The organism is Anoxybacillus sp. PDR2 (genome assembly GCF_009834045.1).
In the GTDB taxonomy this organism is placed as follows: Bacteria; Bacillota; Bacilli; order Bacillales; family Anoxybacillaceae; genus Anoxybacteroides; species Anoxybacteroides rupiense.
Genome location: NZ_CP047158.1, coordinates 2,379,915 through 2,396,528, shown reverse-complemented (window position 1 = coordinate 2,396,528; position 16,614 = coordinate 2,379,915). Strand labels below are relative to the sequence as shown.

Genomic DNA, 16,614 nt, shown 5'->3' with positions numbered 1-16,614 from the left:
TTGTCTTTGTTTAGTATGCCCGAGTTTGAAGAATTCATGAATATTTATAAACGATGGCTGCTATAGCCTTCGTATGATACGATCCATATACGAAATCTCCCTCCTCATTAACCGAGTGTCGGTTAAAGCAGGTTCATTGGAAATGGAGGAACGAATTAAAATATTGACGAAAAATATTTTTTGATATAATAAATTTTTAATTTGCTTAAAATTGATTTAAATATGATAAATCCTTATAGTGTAAGTACTTTTCATCATAAAAGAACAATTAGGAGGTTCATCTATGAGAGTAGAAAACGGGGTAGACATGCTGGAATTGACGGTTGAAGCTTTTAAAACTTGAAATGTGGTGGTCGACAAAGCCAAAACGGACATTGTCGATCACCATCATTTTTACTGGATATGAAAATGATGCTGCTGTAACGTAATTATCATTCGTTCTTTTGAAATTTTTTTGTCGTCGAATTCGACTTTGATTTCCCCATCAGCCGTATCGATTAATACTCTTTCAACGCCGTCAAGTGAGCTTAAAAGCTGTTCGATTTGCTGAATTGACTGCTGGGAAACTGCTTCTGTGACAAAAAAGGTTGCTTCAGACATACTCTTCTCCTTTAAATCCATAATTTCTTTTGTGGCATCCATACAAACTTGAAAATGGTTGAACCATTGCACCGCGGGAAGGCACGCCGCCGCCCCGTACTTCATGAAATCGTGCTGTGAAACGGCTGATCGGTTGTGAAGCACAACACAAATCCGGGATAAAGGCAAATGCCGCCACACACTAGTGTAACCAAACATTTGCAATTTTTATCCATAAAATGAACTCCGGCGTCTGACCAAGTCTAGGGTTTGAGCATTTTTTCGCAAAGAGTCAAGCGGAAAGGAAGCAAATGATAAAGAGCGAGCTTTTAGCTCAAAAAAGAGATCGTCCAATGGTTGGATAGGGACGGGAAAATTGTAAACTTCTTCGCGATTTTATATAATGGTGAAAACAAATGAAAGGAGGAACGATGATGGGGCAGCATTCATCGATTACATCTTTGCTCATTGTCATTGTTGTCGCATTTTTTACTCCGCTTTTCCTGCATCGTTTTCGCCTCCAAGTTATTCCGGTTGTTGTTGCTGAAACGGTTGTTGGAATTATGATCGGTAAAACGGGATTGAATATCGTTAAGTACGATATGTGGCTTGAAACATTGTCGACACTTGGTTTTCTCTTTCTGATGTTTTTAAGCGGATTGGAAATTGATTTTTCGGCATTTGCGCGTAAAACGAAAAAGAAGAAGGAGGACGAACCGAACACATTTGTTCTGGCCTCTACAGTGTTTGTCGGAATTTTTCTCGTATCACTTGGTCTGTCTTATTTATTTGTCTGGGCCGGCTACGTGGATAATGCCTTTTTAATGACGCTGATCATCTCGACGATCTCGCTTGGGGTGGTTGTGCCGACGTTGAAGGATGCCCAGCTGATGAAAACATCCGTTGGCCAGACGATTTTGCTGATTGCGGTCATTGCTGACTTAGTAACGATGGTGTTGTTGGCTGTTTTTGTTTCCGCAAATGAATCCAATAGCGGAAATACGTGGCTGCTTCTTGGCTTGTTTGTTGCTGGCGTTCTGTTTTATTTCGCCGGGAAACATTTTAAACGCCGTTCGTTTGTTGAAACGATGGCAAAGGGAACGATTCAAATCGGCACTCGCGCCGTCTTTACGCTTATTATTGTGCTGGTGGCTCTCTCGGAGTCGCTTGGAGCTGAAAATATTTTAGGCGCGTTTTTAGCTGGCGTTCTTGTTTCGTTGTTATCGCCCAATCCAGATTTTGTCCATAAGCTCGATTCCTTCGGCTATGGTTTTTTCATTCCGATCTTTTTTGTGATGGTTGGAGTGAACTTGGATTTGCGGCCGCTCTTTGCCGAACCGAAAATTTTATTGCTCATCCCGCTTCTCTTTCTCGCTCTTGTCATCTCGAAGGTGGTGCCTGTCTATTTGCTGCGTATTTGGTATGATTCCAGAACCACGCTTGCTTCGGGGTTTTTGCTCGTTTCCACACTGTCGCTTGTCATTGCCGCCGCGACCATTGCCGAACGTCTCGGGATGATTGATGAAAATATGAAAGGCGCGCTTATTTTAGTGGCCGTATTAACGAGCGTCGTTTCGCCGATCATGTTTAAGAAGCTATATAAGAAGCAGGTGGAGGAAACACCGAAAATGGCAGTGAAGCTGATTGGCACGAATCAGTTTACATTGGCGGCCGCCCGGGATTTAAACGCTCAGCAGTACGAGACGACCCTATACCATATTAAAGAAGAAAAGCTGGAGCTTTTGGCATTGGATCATGTGTTCCCGATTATTGATATTGAAGATTATTCATTTGCGGTATTAGAGGAAAACGGGGCATTTGCTGCGGATGTTGTAGTCGTTCTGACGGGCAATGAAGCAATTAATGCGCAAGTGGCTGCTTGGGCGAAGGAGCAGGGAGTTTCACGTGTCATCGCCTTTGTTGACTCGCCAAATACCGTTCAAGAATTGCAGGCAAAGGGAATTGAAACAGCTTCCATTGCTCTTTCGGCGGCTGCGGTCTTAAAGTCCTTCATTGTTTCGCCTCATATTGTCGATATGCTGACAGATAGCAACGCGGCGCTCCATGAAATCGAAATGAATCATTCCGCGTACCATGGGGTCTTGCTTCGTCAATTTCCATTCTTAGGAGATTGTATTATTGTCCGCATTTTCCGCGGCAACGAGTCGCTCATTCCTCATGGAGATACAGAATTGCGCATGGGCGACCGGCTGATTGTTACGGGCTCGGAAGAATATGTGTGGGAGCTAAAGGAACTGTTCGAATACGGGAAAGCATTGTGAAGCGAAAGAGCTGTTTTTTGCTTTTGATAGAAAAGAATCAGGTTTATCCATTAAATGAAATGATAGGTAATCCACACTAGTGAGAAAGAAGGAAGCGTTGTGCGAAAGAAGAACAACGCTTCTTTCTTTTGTATATAGAAGCCTGCCAAACGCAAGATGGTGAAGGAGTGAGGGGATTCGATCAATGTTGGAACGATTTTTGTTTTGCTTCATGACGACAAGCTTAAAAAAAGGTAATTTTTTACCATTATTTGTTATGAAAGGTGGAGATTTTATGAAATCTATGATAAATTGGAAACGAGCAGCGTATATTGGGACTGTAGGTGTTATTTTATGAACAAGGAGGAAGCATCATGAGTTTATCAGCATTGAAGCGTCAAGCAAGGCAGTCTCTTAAAGGAAAATGGGGCACAGCTGTTTTATTGATGATGATCTATTTTTTGGTGAGTGTGCTCATTCCGACGGTCATAGAGATCATCATAAGCGGGGGATGGGACGTATGGCTTGAGCAGGAGAACACGCCCGCTTCGGCCGATGTATTTAACATCCTGTACTCCCTTGCCGCGATTCCATTCAGTATCGTAGTATATTGGTTATTTTTAGAGGTATATAGAGGAAGCGATTTTAACATCGCCAACATCTTCACCATTTATGGAGAAGGGAAGCGTTCGCTTAAACTGATCGGCACCTCGATTTTGTTTGGCGTTTTCGTCTTGCTTTGGAGCCTATTGCTTATTATCCCTGGAATCATTAAATCATTGGCATATTCACAAACCTTCTTTTTATTGAAAGATCACCCGGAATACGGCGCTCTTCAAGCGATTACAGAAAGCCGCAAGCGGATGAAAGGGTATAAAGGGAAGCTGTTTTTATTATATTTGAGCTTTATCGGTTGGGGAATTTTAAGTATTTTCACCCTTGGCATCGGACTATTATGGCTTATTCCTTATGTTTATGCTTCACTTGCTGCCTTTTACGAAGAATTCATCCGCACGCAAGAAGAAAGCGTGGAATAATCAGGTACGATCGCTGCTCATCGCTGCATGCACCTCCCATCGCATGCGGAACAAGATAATGGCGGCCAGCGGATTGCCTCGTGATGGGCTTTCCGTTGCCGTCATTGCTTTTTGGACAAAAATTCCGATAGATTTTATGGGGAAAATCGGGATCAGTCAGATGCTTTGCTAGATTGAAAGGAAACGAACAATCGGCCTTGTGTTTGGATAAAGTGGATCGCAGGGAACCGGCCAAAAGCATTTGACAGGCCGGTTTCTCGATCGATGGATTGGATCGGCCAAAAGCAGCTAAAACTCCGATAGAAAGAGAGTATTGGCTGCTTTTTTGTTTGCTTATCCTTTGTATTCGTATAATGTTTGCTTGTTCATTCGGCCAAAGGCCCTTGGCTGATTCGTTGCAGAATCTTCAGCGGATTTCCATTCGCTGCTCGGCACCTCCACACAATTTTCTTGAATCCATTGGATGACTGAGTCATTTTCACCGGGTCCATCGCCGATCAAAAAGTATTTCACTTCTCCTTTTTTGGCCATGGCCGCTAGTTTTTCAGGAGTAAGAGCCGGATCTTGTCCGCCAAATCCGCCCATCGCCATTACCGCATAATTCGTATGCAGCATCATGGAGTAAGCGGACTGCGCGCGCTGTACCGCCAAAATCCACTTGGTTCCCTTAGCATGCTGTTCGAGGTAGGCAAGCAGTTTCGTATCAAGCTCTTCCTCGGGATCTCCGCTGCTTCGTCGTCCTCCCTGCTGCATGAATGACCGCTGAGGGGAAAACGTTCGGTCTGCGCCGTCCAATTGCTGTTGATCCGGGGCCTGCGCTTGCCGATTGGCTCCGGCCATTCCGCCAAATCCATTACTTGGCCCGGCAATCGGAGTCATGGCATTGCCTTCTTTATGAATGGTGATCCATGTCCAATACGCAGGAATCACAAGAAGGGCAAGCATTCCGGCGATTGCCAGTGAAAAGGAAATGGCTTCTTTCATTTTGATCGCCATGAGCGCGATAAAAAAGCCTAATCCTCCCGCGATGGCTCCAATGAACCAGCCTTGGGAAACCGCTTCTTTATTTTGATAAATAATCAAGGCTTCAAACAAAGAAGTGGCCAAAACAGAGATTGGAAGCAACCAGCTTCTCCAGCCCTTTTGTTCTTTATATTCGTTCCATAACACAGTCCAGCTGATTCCGACAAGAGCGGCAATGGCAGGTCCCATCATACTCAAATAGTATTGATGAAAAAACATGGCTACGCTAAAAAAGCCCATCATCGGAACAAGCCACGCCATCCAAAACAAAGTGAATGTTTGCTTCATGTCCCACTTCCGCTTTCTAACCCACTGCGCCACAAGCGGAATGATACCGAATAGAGCAAAAGGAAGCAAAAAGCTGATTTGCCCTGATAATTCTTTGGAAAAAAGGCGCAATCCCCCCGGCTCTCCTGTTCCGAACGCTCCTCCTGCATTCTGGTTTGATCGAAATCCGCCCGGCATGCCGTTCGAAGGGCCGTTTGACACAAACGGCGATGGGTCCCCCGCATTGACAGTTGGCGAGCCAGAAGGGGGATTTTCTTGCTGCTGCGCTCCCATTTGCGGCTCCCGCCATTGTCTTTCTCCCGGCTGGCCGCCTCCGCCAGGGCCGTTTTGTCCGGTTAAACGAGAGATACCGTTATAGCCAAGCGCCAGCTCAATCGCGGAATTGGTCTCGCTTCCCCCGATATAAGGGCGCTGATCCGCGGGCGTAAATTCCACGACAAGCGCCCATGAAAGGGAAACAGCAAGCAATACGCCGGTTGCCATGGCCAGATGGGCGATCCGTTTCGTCCATGCCGCTTTCATGGCTATCCAGTAAAATAAATAAAAAGCAGGCAGCACCATGTAAGCTTGCAGCATTTTGATATTAAAGCCCACGCCAATCAAGGCGGCACCCAGCATCAACCAGCCCGGCTTTTGTTTTTCTATGGATCGCATTAAAGCCCAAGTCGCGAGTAATAGGGCAAAAATGAGAATACTGTCCACATTATTGGTGCGGGCAACGGCCACAAAAATCGGCGAGCAGGCCAGCACGAGACTTGACAGCAAAGCAGCGGCGCGCCCGAATTTCGGCTTCACTAAAATATACATCAGCCAAACAGAGCCGACGCCTGCCAATGCTTCAGGCAAAAGAACGCTAAAATCGCTGAGGCCAAGCAAATACGCGCTGAGCGCTTGAATCCACAGCCCAACAGGAGGCTTATCGACGGTGATAAATCCGGCCGGATCAAACGAGGCGTAGAAAAAATTATGAAAGCTTGTCAGCATGCTTTTAACCGCCACCGTATAATAAGTGTTTGATCCTGCTTCCTTCAATTGATAAAAATGAAGAAAAAATGAAAGAATGATAATTCCTATTAAAAGGAAATCCACTTTTCGTTTGTTTTGCCTCTTCATCGTTTGTTTTTCCTCCCTTATGAACGAATGGGTATGATACAACCAACATAGCAAAGAATGATGAAAAATAGGTGAAAGAAAGGAATAGAATGGAAAACGGTGGCTCACCCTCATCCGTCCGTCATTTTGTGTATAAGCTGAAAAGGACAAGCCGCTGAACCGTCCTGATCTCTTTCCATAGAATTCGAGCTGCATTCTAAAAGAAAATAGGCGAATCATCACAAAAAAGCGGTGTTGCCATGTGATTTGGCCCGCCTTCGCCTGGCCGCATCCGCAAAAACCATGTAGCGAGGCGCTATTTTCGCTAGATTTTCACTATTGCTTTTTAAAATAAACATATCCATCCAGAAATCGGAGATCCATATTCCAAGCTAAAAAAGGGGAGGAAAGCAGAATGGTGAAATATTCGGTTATTATTCCGGTTTATAATGAAGAGCCTGTTATTCGCGAAACCTATAAACGGTTAAAAAAGGTAATGGAACAGGCGGACGGCCCGTATGAATTGTTGTTTGTCAATGATGGAAGCACCGACCGAACGATGACAATCATTAAGGAGCTGGCAGCGCAAGATCAGGCGGTCCATTTTTTGGATTTCTCGCGCAATTTTGGCCATCAAATTGCGATTACAGCCGGAATGGAGCATGCAGCGGGAGAAGCCATCGTCATTATCGATGCGGATTTGCAGGATCCTCCAGAGCTCATTTTAACGATGATTCGCAAATGGCAAGAAGGCTATGAAGTGGTCTATGCCAAACGGACGAAACGGAAAGGCGAAACCTTTTTTAAAAAACAAACCGCCCATTGGTTTTACCGGTTGTTGCGGGCAGTAACAGAGATTGAGATTCCGGTCGATACCGGAGATTTTCGCCTGATTGATCGAAAGGTGTGCGATGCGCTGATTCATATGAAGGAGCGAAATCGTTTTGTGCGGGGGCTTGTCAGCTGGGTTGGATTTAAACAAGCCGCGATAGAATATGAACGGGATGAACGTTTTGCGGGAGAAACGAAGTATCCGCTTAAAAAAATGCTTCGTTTTTCGATGGATGGCATTACGTCTTTTTCCTATAAGCCATTAAAACTAGCAAGCTTTTTAGGCCTCCTCCTTTCGATGGGAAGCGGGATCGGAATGCTGGTTGTGCTATACTTGAAGCTATTTACGGACTCAACTGTCGCCGGCTGGTCCTCTCTTTTATTAACAACGCTTTTCTTTAACGGGGTAATTCTGATTATATTGGGAGTCATCGGCGAATATATTGGCAGAATTTATGATGAAGCAAAAGGACGGCCGTTATATATTGTGCAAGAGAAGCATACAGCCGAGCGGGAGAAGGAAGCGTCAACCCATCATGCAAATGCAAGCTATTAAAGAACAAACGAAAACGGTGCTGCGGTTTTGTATCGTTGGAGCAGGGAACACCTTTATCGATTTCGAGGTGTTTTTTCTGCTTGCAACAGCAGGAGCCCCTTATCTTTTGGCGCAGGCTGTTTCTTATATGGCTGGCATGGCCAACAGCTATATATGGAATCGAATATGGACGTTTCAAGTGAAGAAAAAAGTGAATAGGCAAGAGATGTTTCGCTTTATCACGATAAATGCCGCTGCGGTCGGAGCCGCTTTTTTCCTTCTCTACCTGCTTAAAGAAACGGGACATGTTCCGCTCTTTTTGGGAAAAATCATGGCTACGCTTGGAGGAATGGCCATTACCTTTATCGGCAGCCGGCTTTGGGTCTTCCAAAACCCTATGGATCAAAAGGAGGCATGATCCATACGGCGCTGGCAGCGAAATGTTTGAAAACAGGGAAACAATGAAAAGCTATTGTCATGTTTGGCAAATGAACAACGATCAAAAGGATTCTTACCAATCGAAAAAACCCTATTTCCAATGAACGGGAATAGGGTTTTTTCGTGATAGCGAAATCTAGCTCAGAAGGAGGAGCGCCATCGCCTTGAGACGCTCCGTCCTACACTGCGGCGGCGACACGCTGAGTCCCATGGCCGCTGAGCGGTCTGCGCAGGGTCAAGCTTGGTTCGCGCGCTCTTCGGGGGCGCTTTTCTTATGGTTGGTACCATCAGCCTGTTTGGCGGACGGTTATGCCGGATTTGCCACCGCTTCGTTGGTCGAACCAATAATACAGCCCGATACCGGCAAGGATAAGAAACGTGCTGCCAAGATATAAAACGCTGTAGCCTGTTTTGGCAGCGACAAGCCCCACGAAAAAGGAACCCATGCCAAATCCGAAGTCGAAAATCGATAGAAACGTTGCCGTTGCCAAACCTCTGTTGGGCGGCGGAGCGACTTGAATCGCGATCGTTTGCAAACTCGGAAACGTCGTGCCCCAGCCAAGCCCAATGAGCCCGGCAGAAACAAGAAAAACAAGCGCGGTTGTCGCCGTGCTAAGCAAATAAGTGCCAAGCGCAAAGCAAACGATGGCCGGATAGATGATCACCTTCGCTCCGTAGCGGTCGAACCATTTTCCGGTGAACGGCCGTGAAATAAGGAGAACGGCTGCATAGATGATAAAAAAGTAGCTGGCTGCTCTTGAAAACCCTGCTTCCTTCGCGTAAATCGAAACAAAGGAAATGATTCCGGAATACGCCAGCCCAAAAAAAGCCGCCAAAAGGGAAACAGGAATGGCGGAGCGTTCCCAAAGCTTTCCGGCTGTTTTCTGCGCTTGGGCGGAGCGGCTGGCCGCGTTTTGCTTTGGCAAGCGGATGAATAGCCCGATGGCAATCGCTACGAGTGCGCATAAAGCGTTTATACTAAACATAGCGGCCGCCCCGTGCCGCATGACCGTTAAGCCGAGAAACGGGCCGATGACCATCGCGAGATTGACCGTTAAACCGAAATAGCCCATCCCTTCGCCTTTTCGCGAATCGGGAATTAGGTCAGCCACCATCGCGCCGTTAGCGGTCGTCGCCATGCCGAAACCGAGACCGTGAAAAAAGCGAAGCGCAAGCAAACCGACAAGCGAATGCGCGAAAAAATACAAAAGCGAAGCGGCGCCCATGATGCCCATCGCACTTAAAAAGATGACGTACTTCCCGGACTTTCCCATCCATTTTCCGGAAATTGGCCGCACCATAATGGCTGCGATGAGAAATATCGTCGTAATTAAGCCGATGGATGACGGGCTGCTATGTAGTTCTTGGACGGCATACACCGGCAGTGTGACAAGCAAATAATAAAAAATAAAAAATGTAAAAAAGTTCACAAAAGCGACGAGAATAAAATTTTTTGTCCATAGTGGCTGTTGCTGCATTTGTCTCTCCTTCCTGTTGGATCTTTGCGGTATTGCCTTCTCTAGCATATCATGTCTATAATTATATGTTAAATATCTATTAAATAGTTGAGATATACGTTTTACATATATAGGAGGATCGCCATGGACATTCGGCAATTGCGTTATTTTCTTGCGATTGTAGAAGAAGGACAAATCTCGCGGGCGGCTAAAAAGCTAAACATGGCCCAGCCGCCGCTAAGCCAGCAGCTGCGCCTAATGGAAGAAGAGCTTGGCGTAACGCTGCTTGAGAGACAGCGAAATAAAAAGAGCGTGGAATTGACGGAAGCCGGGAAAGTGTTGTATGAAAAAGCCCGGCACGTTTTACATGTGTTTGAAGAATCAATGCGGGAAGTCAAAGAAACAGGGGATGGAGTGCGGGGAGAACTGTCGCTCGGTGTCGCTTTATTGTGTGCATCTTATTTGCCGGAGAAGCTTCAGCGATTTCGCGAGCAATATCCGCATGTCTCATTTCGCTTGTGGGGAGGGGACCCGTTCAGCATTCGTGAGCGTTTAGAGCGGCGCGACATCGAATTGGCGATTGTCAGCCTTCCGATTGATGACAGCGGGCTTTCAATGGTTCGGCTTGGTACGGAGCCGTTTGTGTTGGTGGCTCCAACGTCTTGGGAAATGTTGAATGATCAAACCGCGGTGTCGATAACGGAATTGGCGGACGTTCCCCTTCTTCTCGTCCGACGCGAAAAGGGAGAAGGGCTATATGAGCAGCTGATGGCGGAATGGGAGCGTTTCGGTATTCGCCCTAATGTTGTATGCGAATGCCAAGATGTCCACATTGTGCTCTCGCTCGTCGCTTTCGGCATGGGGGCCAGCATCATGCCGCGGACGGCGATTCCGCCTTTCATTCGCAAGGAATTGCGAGTCCTTGAGATCATCGATACAGCATTATGCTCGGAGACGGCGTTAGTGTGGCTGAAAGACCGCTATTTATCAAAAGCGGCCCAGCGGTTGATAAAGATGTTGGCAGAATAGTGAGTTATTGTCATAGCGTTGAATCGTGAAAGAACGACGAGTTTTGGCGGCGAAAGAGAGAGGATTTCCGGCGGGGCTACCGATAAGTTTTTTTGTGTGGCCATCAGGCGCTCTTGCGGCTGATTCAATGGTACATGCGATAAATGAAACAAGATCGGCCCAAGCTCGCGGCTGAAGGGCAAGACGGCGGTATGTCCCAGCCTACCTAGAAGCGCTTTATCGCTATACAGTTTAGGAAGCGAGTAAAGCCCTCCTCGCCGCCGTAGCAGCCCGCAGGTGATGAAATACTCCCTAGGACTCACGCCAAGGGGGTAAAGCTTTCCCGCATCTCGGACAAAATTGAAAGTCGCGCTGCACTTGTTTTCCGCAATCGGGGCAATAGCGGCTCTCTTGCCGCTCCGGCCGCTGTTCATGGCCAAATCGAACGTTCAGCGGATCGGGTTCTTCGCGGCTGTCGACAATATCCAGCACGGACATGCGGTTTTTTCCCGTGGCGTTTTTGTAATGATAAACCGCTTGAAAAATACCAAGCCCGATAAAAATCAGGCCAAAAACGGAAAAAACCGGGTGGCTCCAAACGGTGAATCGCGCGTGATGGAAAACACCATCACCATCCAAAAAATTCCGAATACAACAGCGGCGATGCTCCCGACGAACCCTTGCAGCGAAGGTCCCCGGCCGGGTTTGATGCTTTTCATGCCAACCCCTCCCAATGAATGGATATAGAAATATTTAGGTGCTGTCATATTGAATTTAGAAACAAGTGCTGGAACGCAGTGGCTAGTTTGTAAGCCAAATATTTTCACGCTTCTTGCGGGGCCATCCCCGGCGAAGAGCATGCAAACGGAAGGAGGCAAGCAGCCAGGCATAAAGAATGGGAAGGGCGTTAAACAGGATAGCATCGTAACCGGGAGGGGGAGGCTGATTAAACCGCCACCTTCATCACTCAAAACGGCCAGCGCTTCCACAGAAAAACCAAGAGCATTTTTTTAGTGCCAAAACGGCTGTCTATTTTGTAAAATATGGGGGCGGGAGATCATAGAAAATTAGGAGCTTTACTTGCATGGTAGAAATGAAGCCTCTGAATATAAATTGGAGTTTAAAGCATATGTCAGCTTCTTTTATGGGGAGGGGGGGTGAGGACGGAATAAGAGAGCTTTTTTGGCAATACGAACCGTGTCTTGCCAAGATTGAGCGGACGACGATGACAAAAAGCTATAAAATGGTTGTATTGCAAGCGATGCTGGACCGCGGCCCGGTGCACTGACATGAGCCAATCATGCCAATTGAAGCCACGTCATTCTTTCATCAATTTTATGGATTATGGAAAAAGAATACCGACTGTGACTTATGTAGAGATAAACGTAGGGATTTTATTATTAACCTAGTAAAATTAAAGAAAGATTTGAAAAAAGGAATATAGTATTCATCACCTTTGTACCAAAAGACGATACACTTGAGAAGTTTTATGTATCCATAATCAATTAAAATAATGGTATTTAGAATGGATGTTTGATTAAATAGGGTTCATCACCAAAAGATGTACTTGATTTTTACATTAAAATGTGATTGATGTCTCTAAACGGACACGCAAAGTAAAACGTTGGATATTTCTGTAGCCATATCCTCGACGTTTCATCAGTTTGATTTTGTTGTTCGTCCCCTCCATCACCCCATTCGAGTAAGGAAAAACGATGCAAGAAAGCACCGCCTCTTTTCGGGTGATGAGTGCCTTGGCAATACTGCGTACGGCGGCACAGTTGCTAAAAAGGTACCGGTCAACCCATTGGGTCAAACGAGTTTTGGCTTGTTTTCTTGTTTGGCTTTTGGATACGTAACGGAAATGTTGAAGTGCTTGATAAACATCACGTAAATAAGCGCTTTCTTGGCACCATTGTCGAACTTCTTGTCTCTCTTCTTCTGTTCATTTTTCCGGATGTTGGCTTAACAATCGACATACGCGGCGAACGCTTCCGTGTTTGGTTCCGCCTTTGGCAAGGTATTGGCGACAACGTTCCAGTGCATTGGTGAATAACTGAATCACATGAAAGCGGTCGACAACGTGGATCGCTTTTGGGCATACCTTTTCAATGGCTTTTCTCATGGCAGGAGCCAGGTCGCTGACCACATACTTCACTTTGGAGGCGATGGGTTGAAGCACCTCCACAATGGCTTCTTCATTTTTTCCAGAAGCCATGGAAAGGACATTCCGAGTCTGTGCGTCCATCACCGCTACTCCATAATCATATCCTTTTCGGAAAGCGAATTCATCCACACATACTACGGTAGGATTCGATGTTGGTAAAAGAGTTGGGGCATGTTGATAAAACCAGCGTTCTACCGTTGTGTAGGCGAGTTGTAACAAGCGAGCGACTTCTTGAATCGTTTTTCCGATACATAACTGGGCAACCCAATATTGAAACGATTCCGTCGCGATACTGTGAGACGGAAACCCCGGATAGGAAACGGTAAATGTAAGGGAACAAGCTTGGCAGCGACGTCTTTCGATGGGAAGTTCAACCCAAAATAGACCGATGTGATTCGTATAGCCATGAATCCATTGTTTTCGTTTCGATGACATTTTTGTTGTTCGCCCGAAGCAAGTCGGGCAGATCGGACAATGAGGAGGGAGGGAAAGCTCAAAAATCCAGCGTTCTCCCTCTTTTCGTTCACCTTGAATAAGAAAGTCTGGTAAAGTGATCAATTCTTTGATAAACTGAGATGGCATGCGAAATTTCCTCCATGGTTGATGGTTTGGTCACCTTTACCATACAGGAATTTTCGCATTTTTTATACCCTTTGATCAGAAAACAACCTAATTGTCAAGTGCATTTTGTGGTGAAGATCCTTAAATAGATAAATATGTAAAATATTTACAGACGTAACATTAACTATTTTATAGTAGATGAACAAATTCGCTAACATAAAGAATTCACATCCCTTACTTTCAACAAAAACTTTTAGGAGTATGAAAGATTTTTTAAGGGATTCTATATTCGTGACAGCGCTGGTGAACCGGGGTGTATAATTGGATGAAGATCATAAAGACAAGAGGAGAAATTCAATGAGAATTCGTAAATGTTCTAGAGCAGTGATAATAAATGAATTTAATAGAGTTCTTCTTCAGAAGTTTGAATTTAAAGATGTTATAGGAAACAAAGTGTTATGGGTAACTCCTGGCGGTGGCATTCAGGAGAATAAAACTCCAGTAGAGGCATTAAAAAGAGAATTAAGCGAAGAGCTTGGCATTGTTGTTGATATTCATGACAAACCAATATTTGAAATGGATATATTAATTGAAGGAAAAAAAGATTCGTTTATAAGTCGTGAGATTTATTATAAAATTGCTATTCAATCTGACAACATATTGTCTATCGAAAATATGACTAAAAATGAGAAAGATACATTTATAGAGTTAAGGTGGTGGAGCAAGGAAGAGTTGAAGAGAATAGACAACTTTGCACCTCGTGAAATATTGAACTATTTTTAGTAAATGAGAAATGCTGTAAGAAAATGGTTGCGCAGGGAGTCTCCATCATAACAAAGACAGGATCAATAAGCTCTTACATATCTGCTCTATATGCTGCTTTTTTTGTATAATTAATGCAAACAACGATTAAAAATGCAAAACATAACCATCCGGTTCATTAAGATGTTGGGCTCAGACATCTATTATAAGTATTGTTTACAAACAGAAGGAGAGTTTATGTATTAAAGAGAGCAGGGGAAGTCACGTTCTCGGGAAAATAAAAATGGGCTATAACTAACTATTCACATATCTTTTTCTTTTAATCGACTCGTAGTTGAGAACGCTGTTTTACTGGATGAGTTATGAGGGAATAGGCTATTATCTTCATTTTTTATATGCTTTATTTCCTAATAATTGCTAATTATTGAAGATCGTACTGGATAAAATTTGTCGTCGACCTCCAATCGTGTAAAAATCCCGGGGGATCGACGACAAATTTCTAACAGCTAAAATTCCCACTGTGATAAGGAAAAGAAGATGTTGCTCGAATTTTAAGATAAGTTTATAATGACATTGTATCCATTTTCCAAATGCTGATTTCATCATCACTTTTGGGGTTTTTATCTTAACTATGAGGAATTGAAACTTTGGCGACATTTAAGCCAAATGATGAAAGCACATGGGTTTTTATCTTAACTATGAGGAATTGAAACAGGAGTTGGAGCAACGTGAAGGCGAATCAATCGCCATGTTTTTATCTTAACTATGAGGAATTGAAACCTGGCTACTTCAATGACTTGCTTGAGGTTTCGATATGTTTTTATCTTAACTATGAGGAATTGAAACTGATATTCGTAGTGAGCTTGAGCAGTACACATGGCACGTTTTTATCTTAACTATGAGGAATTGAAACCTTGCCAGGCGTTCGAGCTTGCGTTTGACGGTCATGTGTTTTTATCTTAACTATGAGGAATTGAAACTTTTTCTCTCCACTCGTTCCATTTCTCAGCAAGAGGGTTTTTATCTTAACTATGAGGAATTGAAACGCTTTTCCTCGATTGACAATTTTACTTTTCTGCTCGTTTTTATCTTAACTATGAGGAATTGAAACTCCGTTCGGAAACACGCGGAGAAAAAACGCGAATTACGTTTTTATCTTAACTATGAGGAATTGAAACACCTATGCAGACATCTACATGGGCGATAAGAAGCCACGTCGTTTTTATCTTAACTATGAGGAATTGAAACAAATATAAATAAAAAAAAGATGGAGTTTGAGTTAGCGTTTTTATCTTAACTATGAGGAATTGAAACTTCCAATTTCCTTTCGAGGGAATCTTTGAAATTGGGGTGCGTTTTTATCTTAACTATGAGGAATTGAAACACGGCTATTCATCTTGATCCAGCTCACTCATAATGTTTGTTTTTATCTTAACTATGAGGAATTGAAACATGTGATCAAGATCAGTTGTTCCTGTCCCGATATCAGTTTTTATCTTAACTATGAGGAATTGAAACTTCGCGCAATGGCAAATACTTGACTGGAGGATTTTGTTTTTATCTTAACTATGAGGAATTGAAACTCTATACCATGCTGCTCGATGGTGAGGGAAATAGCGTGTTTTTATCTTAACTATGAGGAATTGAAACTTGATCAACACACCTCTGTCCGTTTTTGCCATTCTGTTTTTATCTTAACTATGAGGAATTGAAACTAACGTTTTATGGCGGAATCTAAAAATTCTTCAGTCACGTTTTTATCTTAACTATGAGGAATTGAAACGTATCTATGGTGGTGGGAAATGCTCTAGGCGGCATTCGGTTTTTATCTTAACTATGAGGAATTGAAACCTCCAAAACTACACAAAAATCATAGATTTTTCAATTTGTTTTTATCTTAACTATGAGGAATTGAAACATCAAAGAGAAGGTGCCAATGTGCGGCGCCCCAAAGTTTTTATCTTAACTATGAGGAATTGAAACAAATGATCGCAAACACTTTTTTGCCATACTTCCAGATGTTTTTATCTTAACTATGAGGAATTGAAACCATTTGCTGCAATTGTTGCTGAAGCTGTTCATCACGTTTTTATCTTAACTATGAGGAATTGAAACATGTCTATCAGCAAGATTCTCCGAACGCGGACAAGGTTTTTATCTTAACTATGAGGAATTGAAACGTTTTGGCTTCGGCTTTTTTGGTTTCCTTCGCCATTGTTTTTATCTTAACTATGAGGAATTGAAACCTGTACGATCCGCGCGTATCAGTGTGGCGATACTTGGTTTTTATCTTAACTATGAGGAATTGAAACTTTCATCGCCATTTGTTGTTCCATTTTCATCTGCTCCGTTTTTATCTTAACTATGAGGAATTGAAACCAAAGGAGGACTACGAATCTATCATTGATCTGGCTTTGGGTTTTTATCTTAACTATGAGGAATTGAAACTGGCGAAAGATGTTTGCGACGTTCTTGACATCATTAGTTTTTATCTTAACTATGAGGAATTGAAACGGCTTTTCGTGTATTCTGATTGGAATTTCCCTTCTGAGTTTTTATCTTAACTATGAGGAAT

Annotated in this window: 11 protein-coding genes, 2 pseudogenes and 1 CRISPR repeat array (1 of these 14 cut by a window edge); of the genes and pseudogenes, 8 read left to right on the top strand and 5 right to left on the bottom strand. The window is 43.8% G+C overall.

The features are described from left to right. Positions 1-393 precede the first annotated feature (393 nt). Positions 394-768, bottom strand: coding sequence for a hypothetical protein (locus GRQ40_RS18590; RefSeq protein WP_236546300.1), 375 nt, complete (start codon positions 766-768; stop codon positions 394-396). 245 nt (positions 769-1,013) lie between these two features. Between GRQ40_RS18590 and GRQ40_RS11390 the strand changes: the two genes are divergently transcribed. The 3 genes from GRQ40_RS11390 to GRQ40_RS11380 all read left to right on the top strand — a co-directional run bounded on the left by GRQ40_RS11390 (position 1,014) and on the right by GRQ40_RS11380 (position 3,877). Then, entirely contained in the window at positions 1,014-2,861 is a 1,848-nt protein-coding gene (locus tag GRQ40_RS11390; protein WP_066150295.1) for a monovalent cation:proton antiporter family protein, read from the top strand. Positions 2,862-3,045: 184 nt separating this feature from the next. Continuing rightward, entirely contained in the window at positions 3,046-3,198 is a 153-nt protein-coding gene (locus GRQ40_RS11385) for a hypothetical protein (RefSeq protein WP_159720030.1), read from the top strand. Between the two features lie 16 nt (positions 3,199-3,214). Beyond that, complete coding sequence (locus tag GRQ40_RS11380; RefSeq protein ID WP_066150298.1) at positions 3,215-3,877, top strand: DUF975 family protein; 663 nt, start codon at positions 3,215-3,217, stop codon at positions 3,875-3,877. Positions 3,878-4,210: 333 nt separating this feature from the next. Here the strand turns inward: GRQ40_RS11380 and GRQ40_RS11375 are convergent, their stop codons facing one another. Next, the gene (locus GRQ40_RS11375) at positions 4,211-6,301 is read right to left on the bottom strand and encodes a glycosyltransferase family 39 protein (RefSeq protein WP_159720029.1); all 2,091 of its coding nucleotides are present in this window, start codon (positions 6,299-6,301) and stop codon (positions 4,211-4,213) included. A gap of 394 nt (positions 6,302-6,695) precedes the next feature. Between GRQ40_RS11375 and GRQ40_RS11370 the strand changes: the two genes are divergently transcribed. Further along, complete coding sequence (locus tag GRQ40_RS11370; RefSeq protein WP_159720028.1) at positions 6,696-7,667, top strand: glycosyltransferase family 2 protein; 972 nt, start codon at positions 6,696-6,698, stop codon at positions 7,665-7,667. Continuing rightward, positions 7,648-8,064: a GtrA family protein gene (locus GRQ40_RS11365; RefSeq protein ID WP_236546298.1), complete on the top strand. Its 417-nt coding sequence runs from the start codon at positions 7,648-7,650 to the stop codon at positions 8,062-8,064. The genes GRQ40_RS11370 and GRQ40_RS11365 overlap by 20 nt, the downstream gene beginning before the upstream one ends. Positions 8,065-8,371: 307 nt before the next feature. Here GRQ40_RS11365 and GRQ40_RS11360 read toward each other — a convergent pair whose 3' ends face one another. Further along, on the bottom strand, positions 8,372-9,562 hold the full coding sequence (locus GRQ40_RS11360) for an MFS transporter (RefSeq protein ID WP_159720027.1): 1,191 nt from the start codon (positions 9,560-9,562) through the stop codon (positions 8,372-8,374). Positions 9,563-9,685: 123 nt separating this feature from the next. On the opposite strand from GRQ40_RS11360, the gene GRQ40_RS11355 reads away from it, so the two are divergent. Beyond that, positions 9,686-10,570, top strand: a complete 885-nt coding sequence (locus GRQ40_RS11355; protein WP_159720026.1) for a LysR family transcriptional regulator — start codon at positions 9,686-9,688, stop codon at positions 10,568-10,570. Between the two features lie 291 nt (positions 10,571-10,861). Here the strand turns inward: GRQ40_RS11355 and GRQ40_RS19045 are convergent. Continuing rightward, positions 10,862-11,268 (bottom strand): annotated as a pseudogene (locus GRQ40_RS19045) (zinc-ribbon domain-containing protein). Between the two features lie 365 nt (positions 11,269-11,633). Between GRQ40_RS19045 and GRQ40_RS11345 the strand changes: the two are divergent. Then, the gene (locus GRQ40_RS11345) at positions 11,634-11,837 is read left to right on the top strand and encodes a hypothetical protein (protein ID WP_159720025.1); all 204 of its coding nucleotides are present in this window, start codon (positions 11,634-11,636) and stop codon (positions 11,835-11,837) included. 291 nt (positions 11,838-12,128) lie between these two features. Here the strand turns inward: GRQ40_RS11345 and GRQ40_RS11340 are convergent. Beyond that, positions 12,129-13,298, bottom strand: a pseudogene (locus tag GRQ40_RS11340) (ISL3 family transposase). Positions 13,299-13,634: 336 nt separating this feature from the next. Here GRQ40_RS11340 and GRQ40_RS11335 point away from each other — a divergent pair. Then, positions 13,635-14,060, top strand: a complete 426-nt coding sequence (locus GRQ40_RS11335; protein ID WP_159720024.1) for an NUDIX domain-containing protein — start codon at positions 13,635-13,637, stop codon at positions 14,058-14,060. Between the two features lie 595 nt (positions 14,061-14,655). Then, a CRISPR array of direct repeats spans positions 14,656-16,614; the repeat unit is 30 nt; unit sequence GTTTTTATCTTAACTATGAGGAATTGAAAC (it continues 1,942 nt past the right edge of the window).

What these genes read in the sequence shown, in the direction of transcription:
- GRQ40_RS11390 (WP_066150295.1), top strand. Translation starts at nt 1,014, where the DNA reads ATGGGGCAGCATTCATCGATTACATCTTTGCTCATTGTCATTGTTGTC.
- GRQ40_RS11385 (WP_159720030.1), top strand. Translation starts at nt 3,046, where the DNA reads ATGTTGGAACGATTTTTGTTTTGCTTCATGACGACAAGCTTAAAAAAA.
- GRQ40_RS11380 (WP_066150298.1), top strand. Translation starts at nt 3,215, where the DNA reads ATGAGTTTATCAGCATTGAAGCGTCAAGCAAGGCAGTCTCTTAAAGGA.
- GRQ40_RS11375 (WP_159720029.1), bottom strand. Translation starts at nt 6,301, where the DNA reads ATGAAGAGGCAAAACAAACGAAAAGTGGATTTCCTTTTAATAGGAATT.
- GRQ40_RS11370 (WP_159720028.1), top strand. Translation starts at nt 6,696, where the DNA reads ATGGTGAAATATTCGGTTATTATTCCGGTTTATAATGAAGAGCCTGTT.
- GRQ40_RS11365 (WP_236546298.1), top strand. Translation starts at nt 7,648, where the DNA reads ATGCAAATGCAAGCTATTAAAGAACAAACGAAAACGGTGCTGCGGTTT.
- GRQ40_RS11360 (WP_159720027.1), bottom strand. Translation starts at nt 9,562, where the DNA reads ATGCAGCAACAGCCACTATGGACAAAAAATTTTATTCTCGTCGCTTTT.
- GRQ40_RS11355 (WP_159720026.1), top strand. Translation starts at nt 9,686, where the DNA reads ATGGACATTCGGCAATTGCGTTATTTTCTTGCGATTGTAGAAGAAGGA.
- GRQ40_RS11345 (WP_159720025.1), top strand. Translation starts at nt 11,634, where the DNA reads ATGGTAGAAATGAAGCCTCTGAATATAAATTGGAGTTTAAAGCATATG.
- GRQ40_RS11335 (WP_159720024.1), top strand. Translation starts at nt 13,635, where the DNA reads ATGAGAATTCGTAAATGTTCTAGAGCAGTGATAATAAATGAATTTAAT.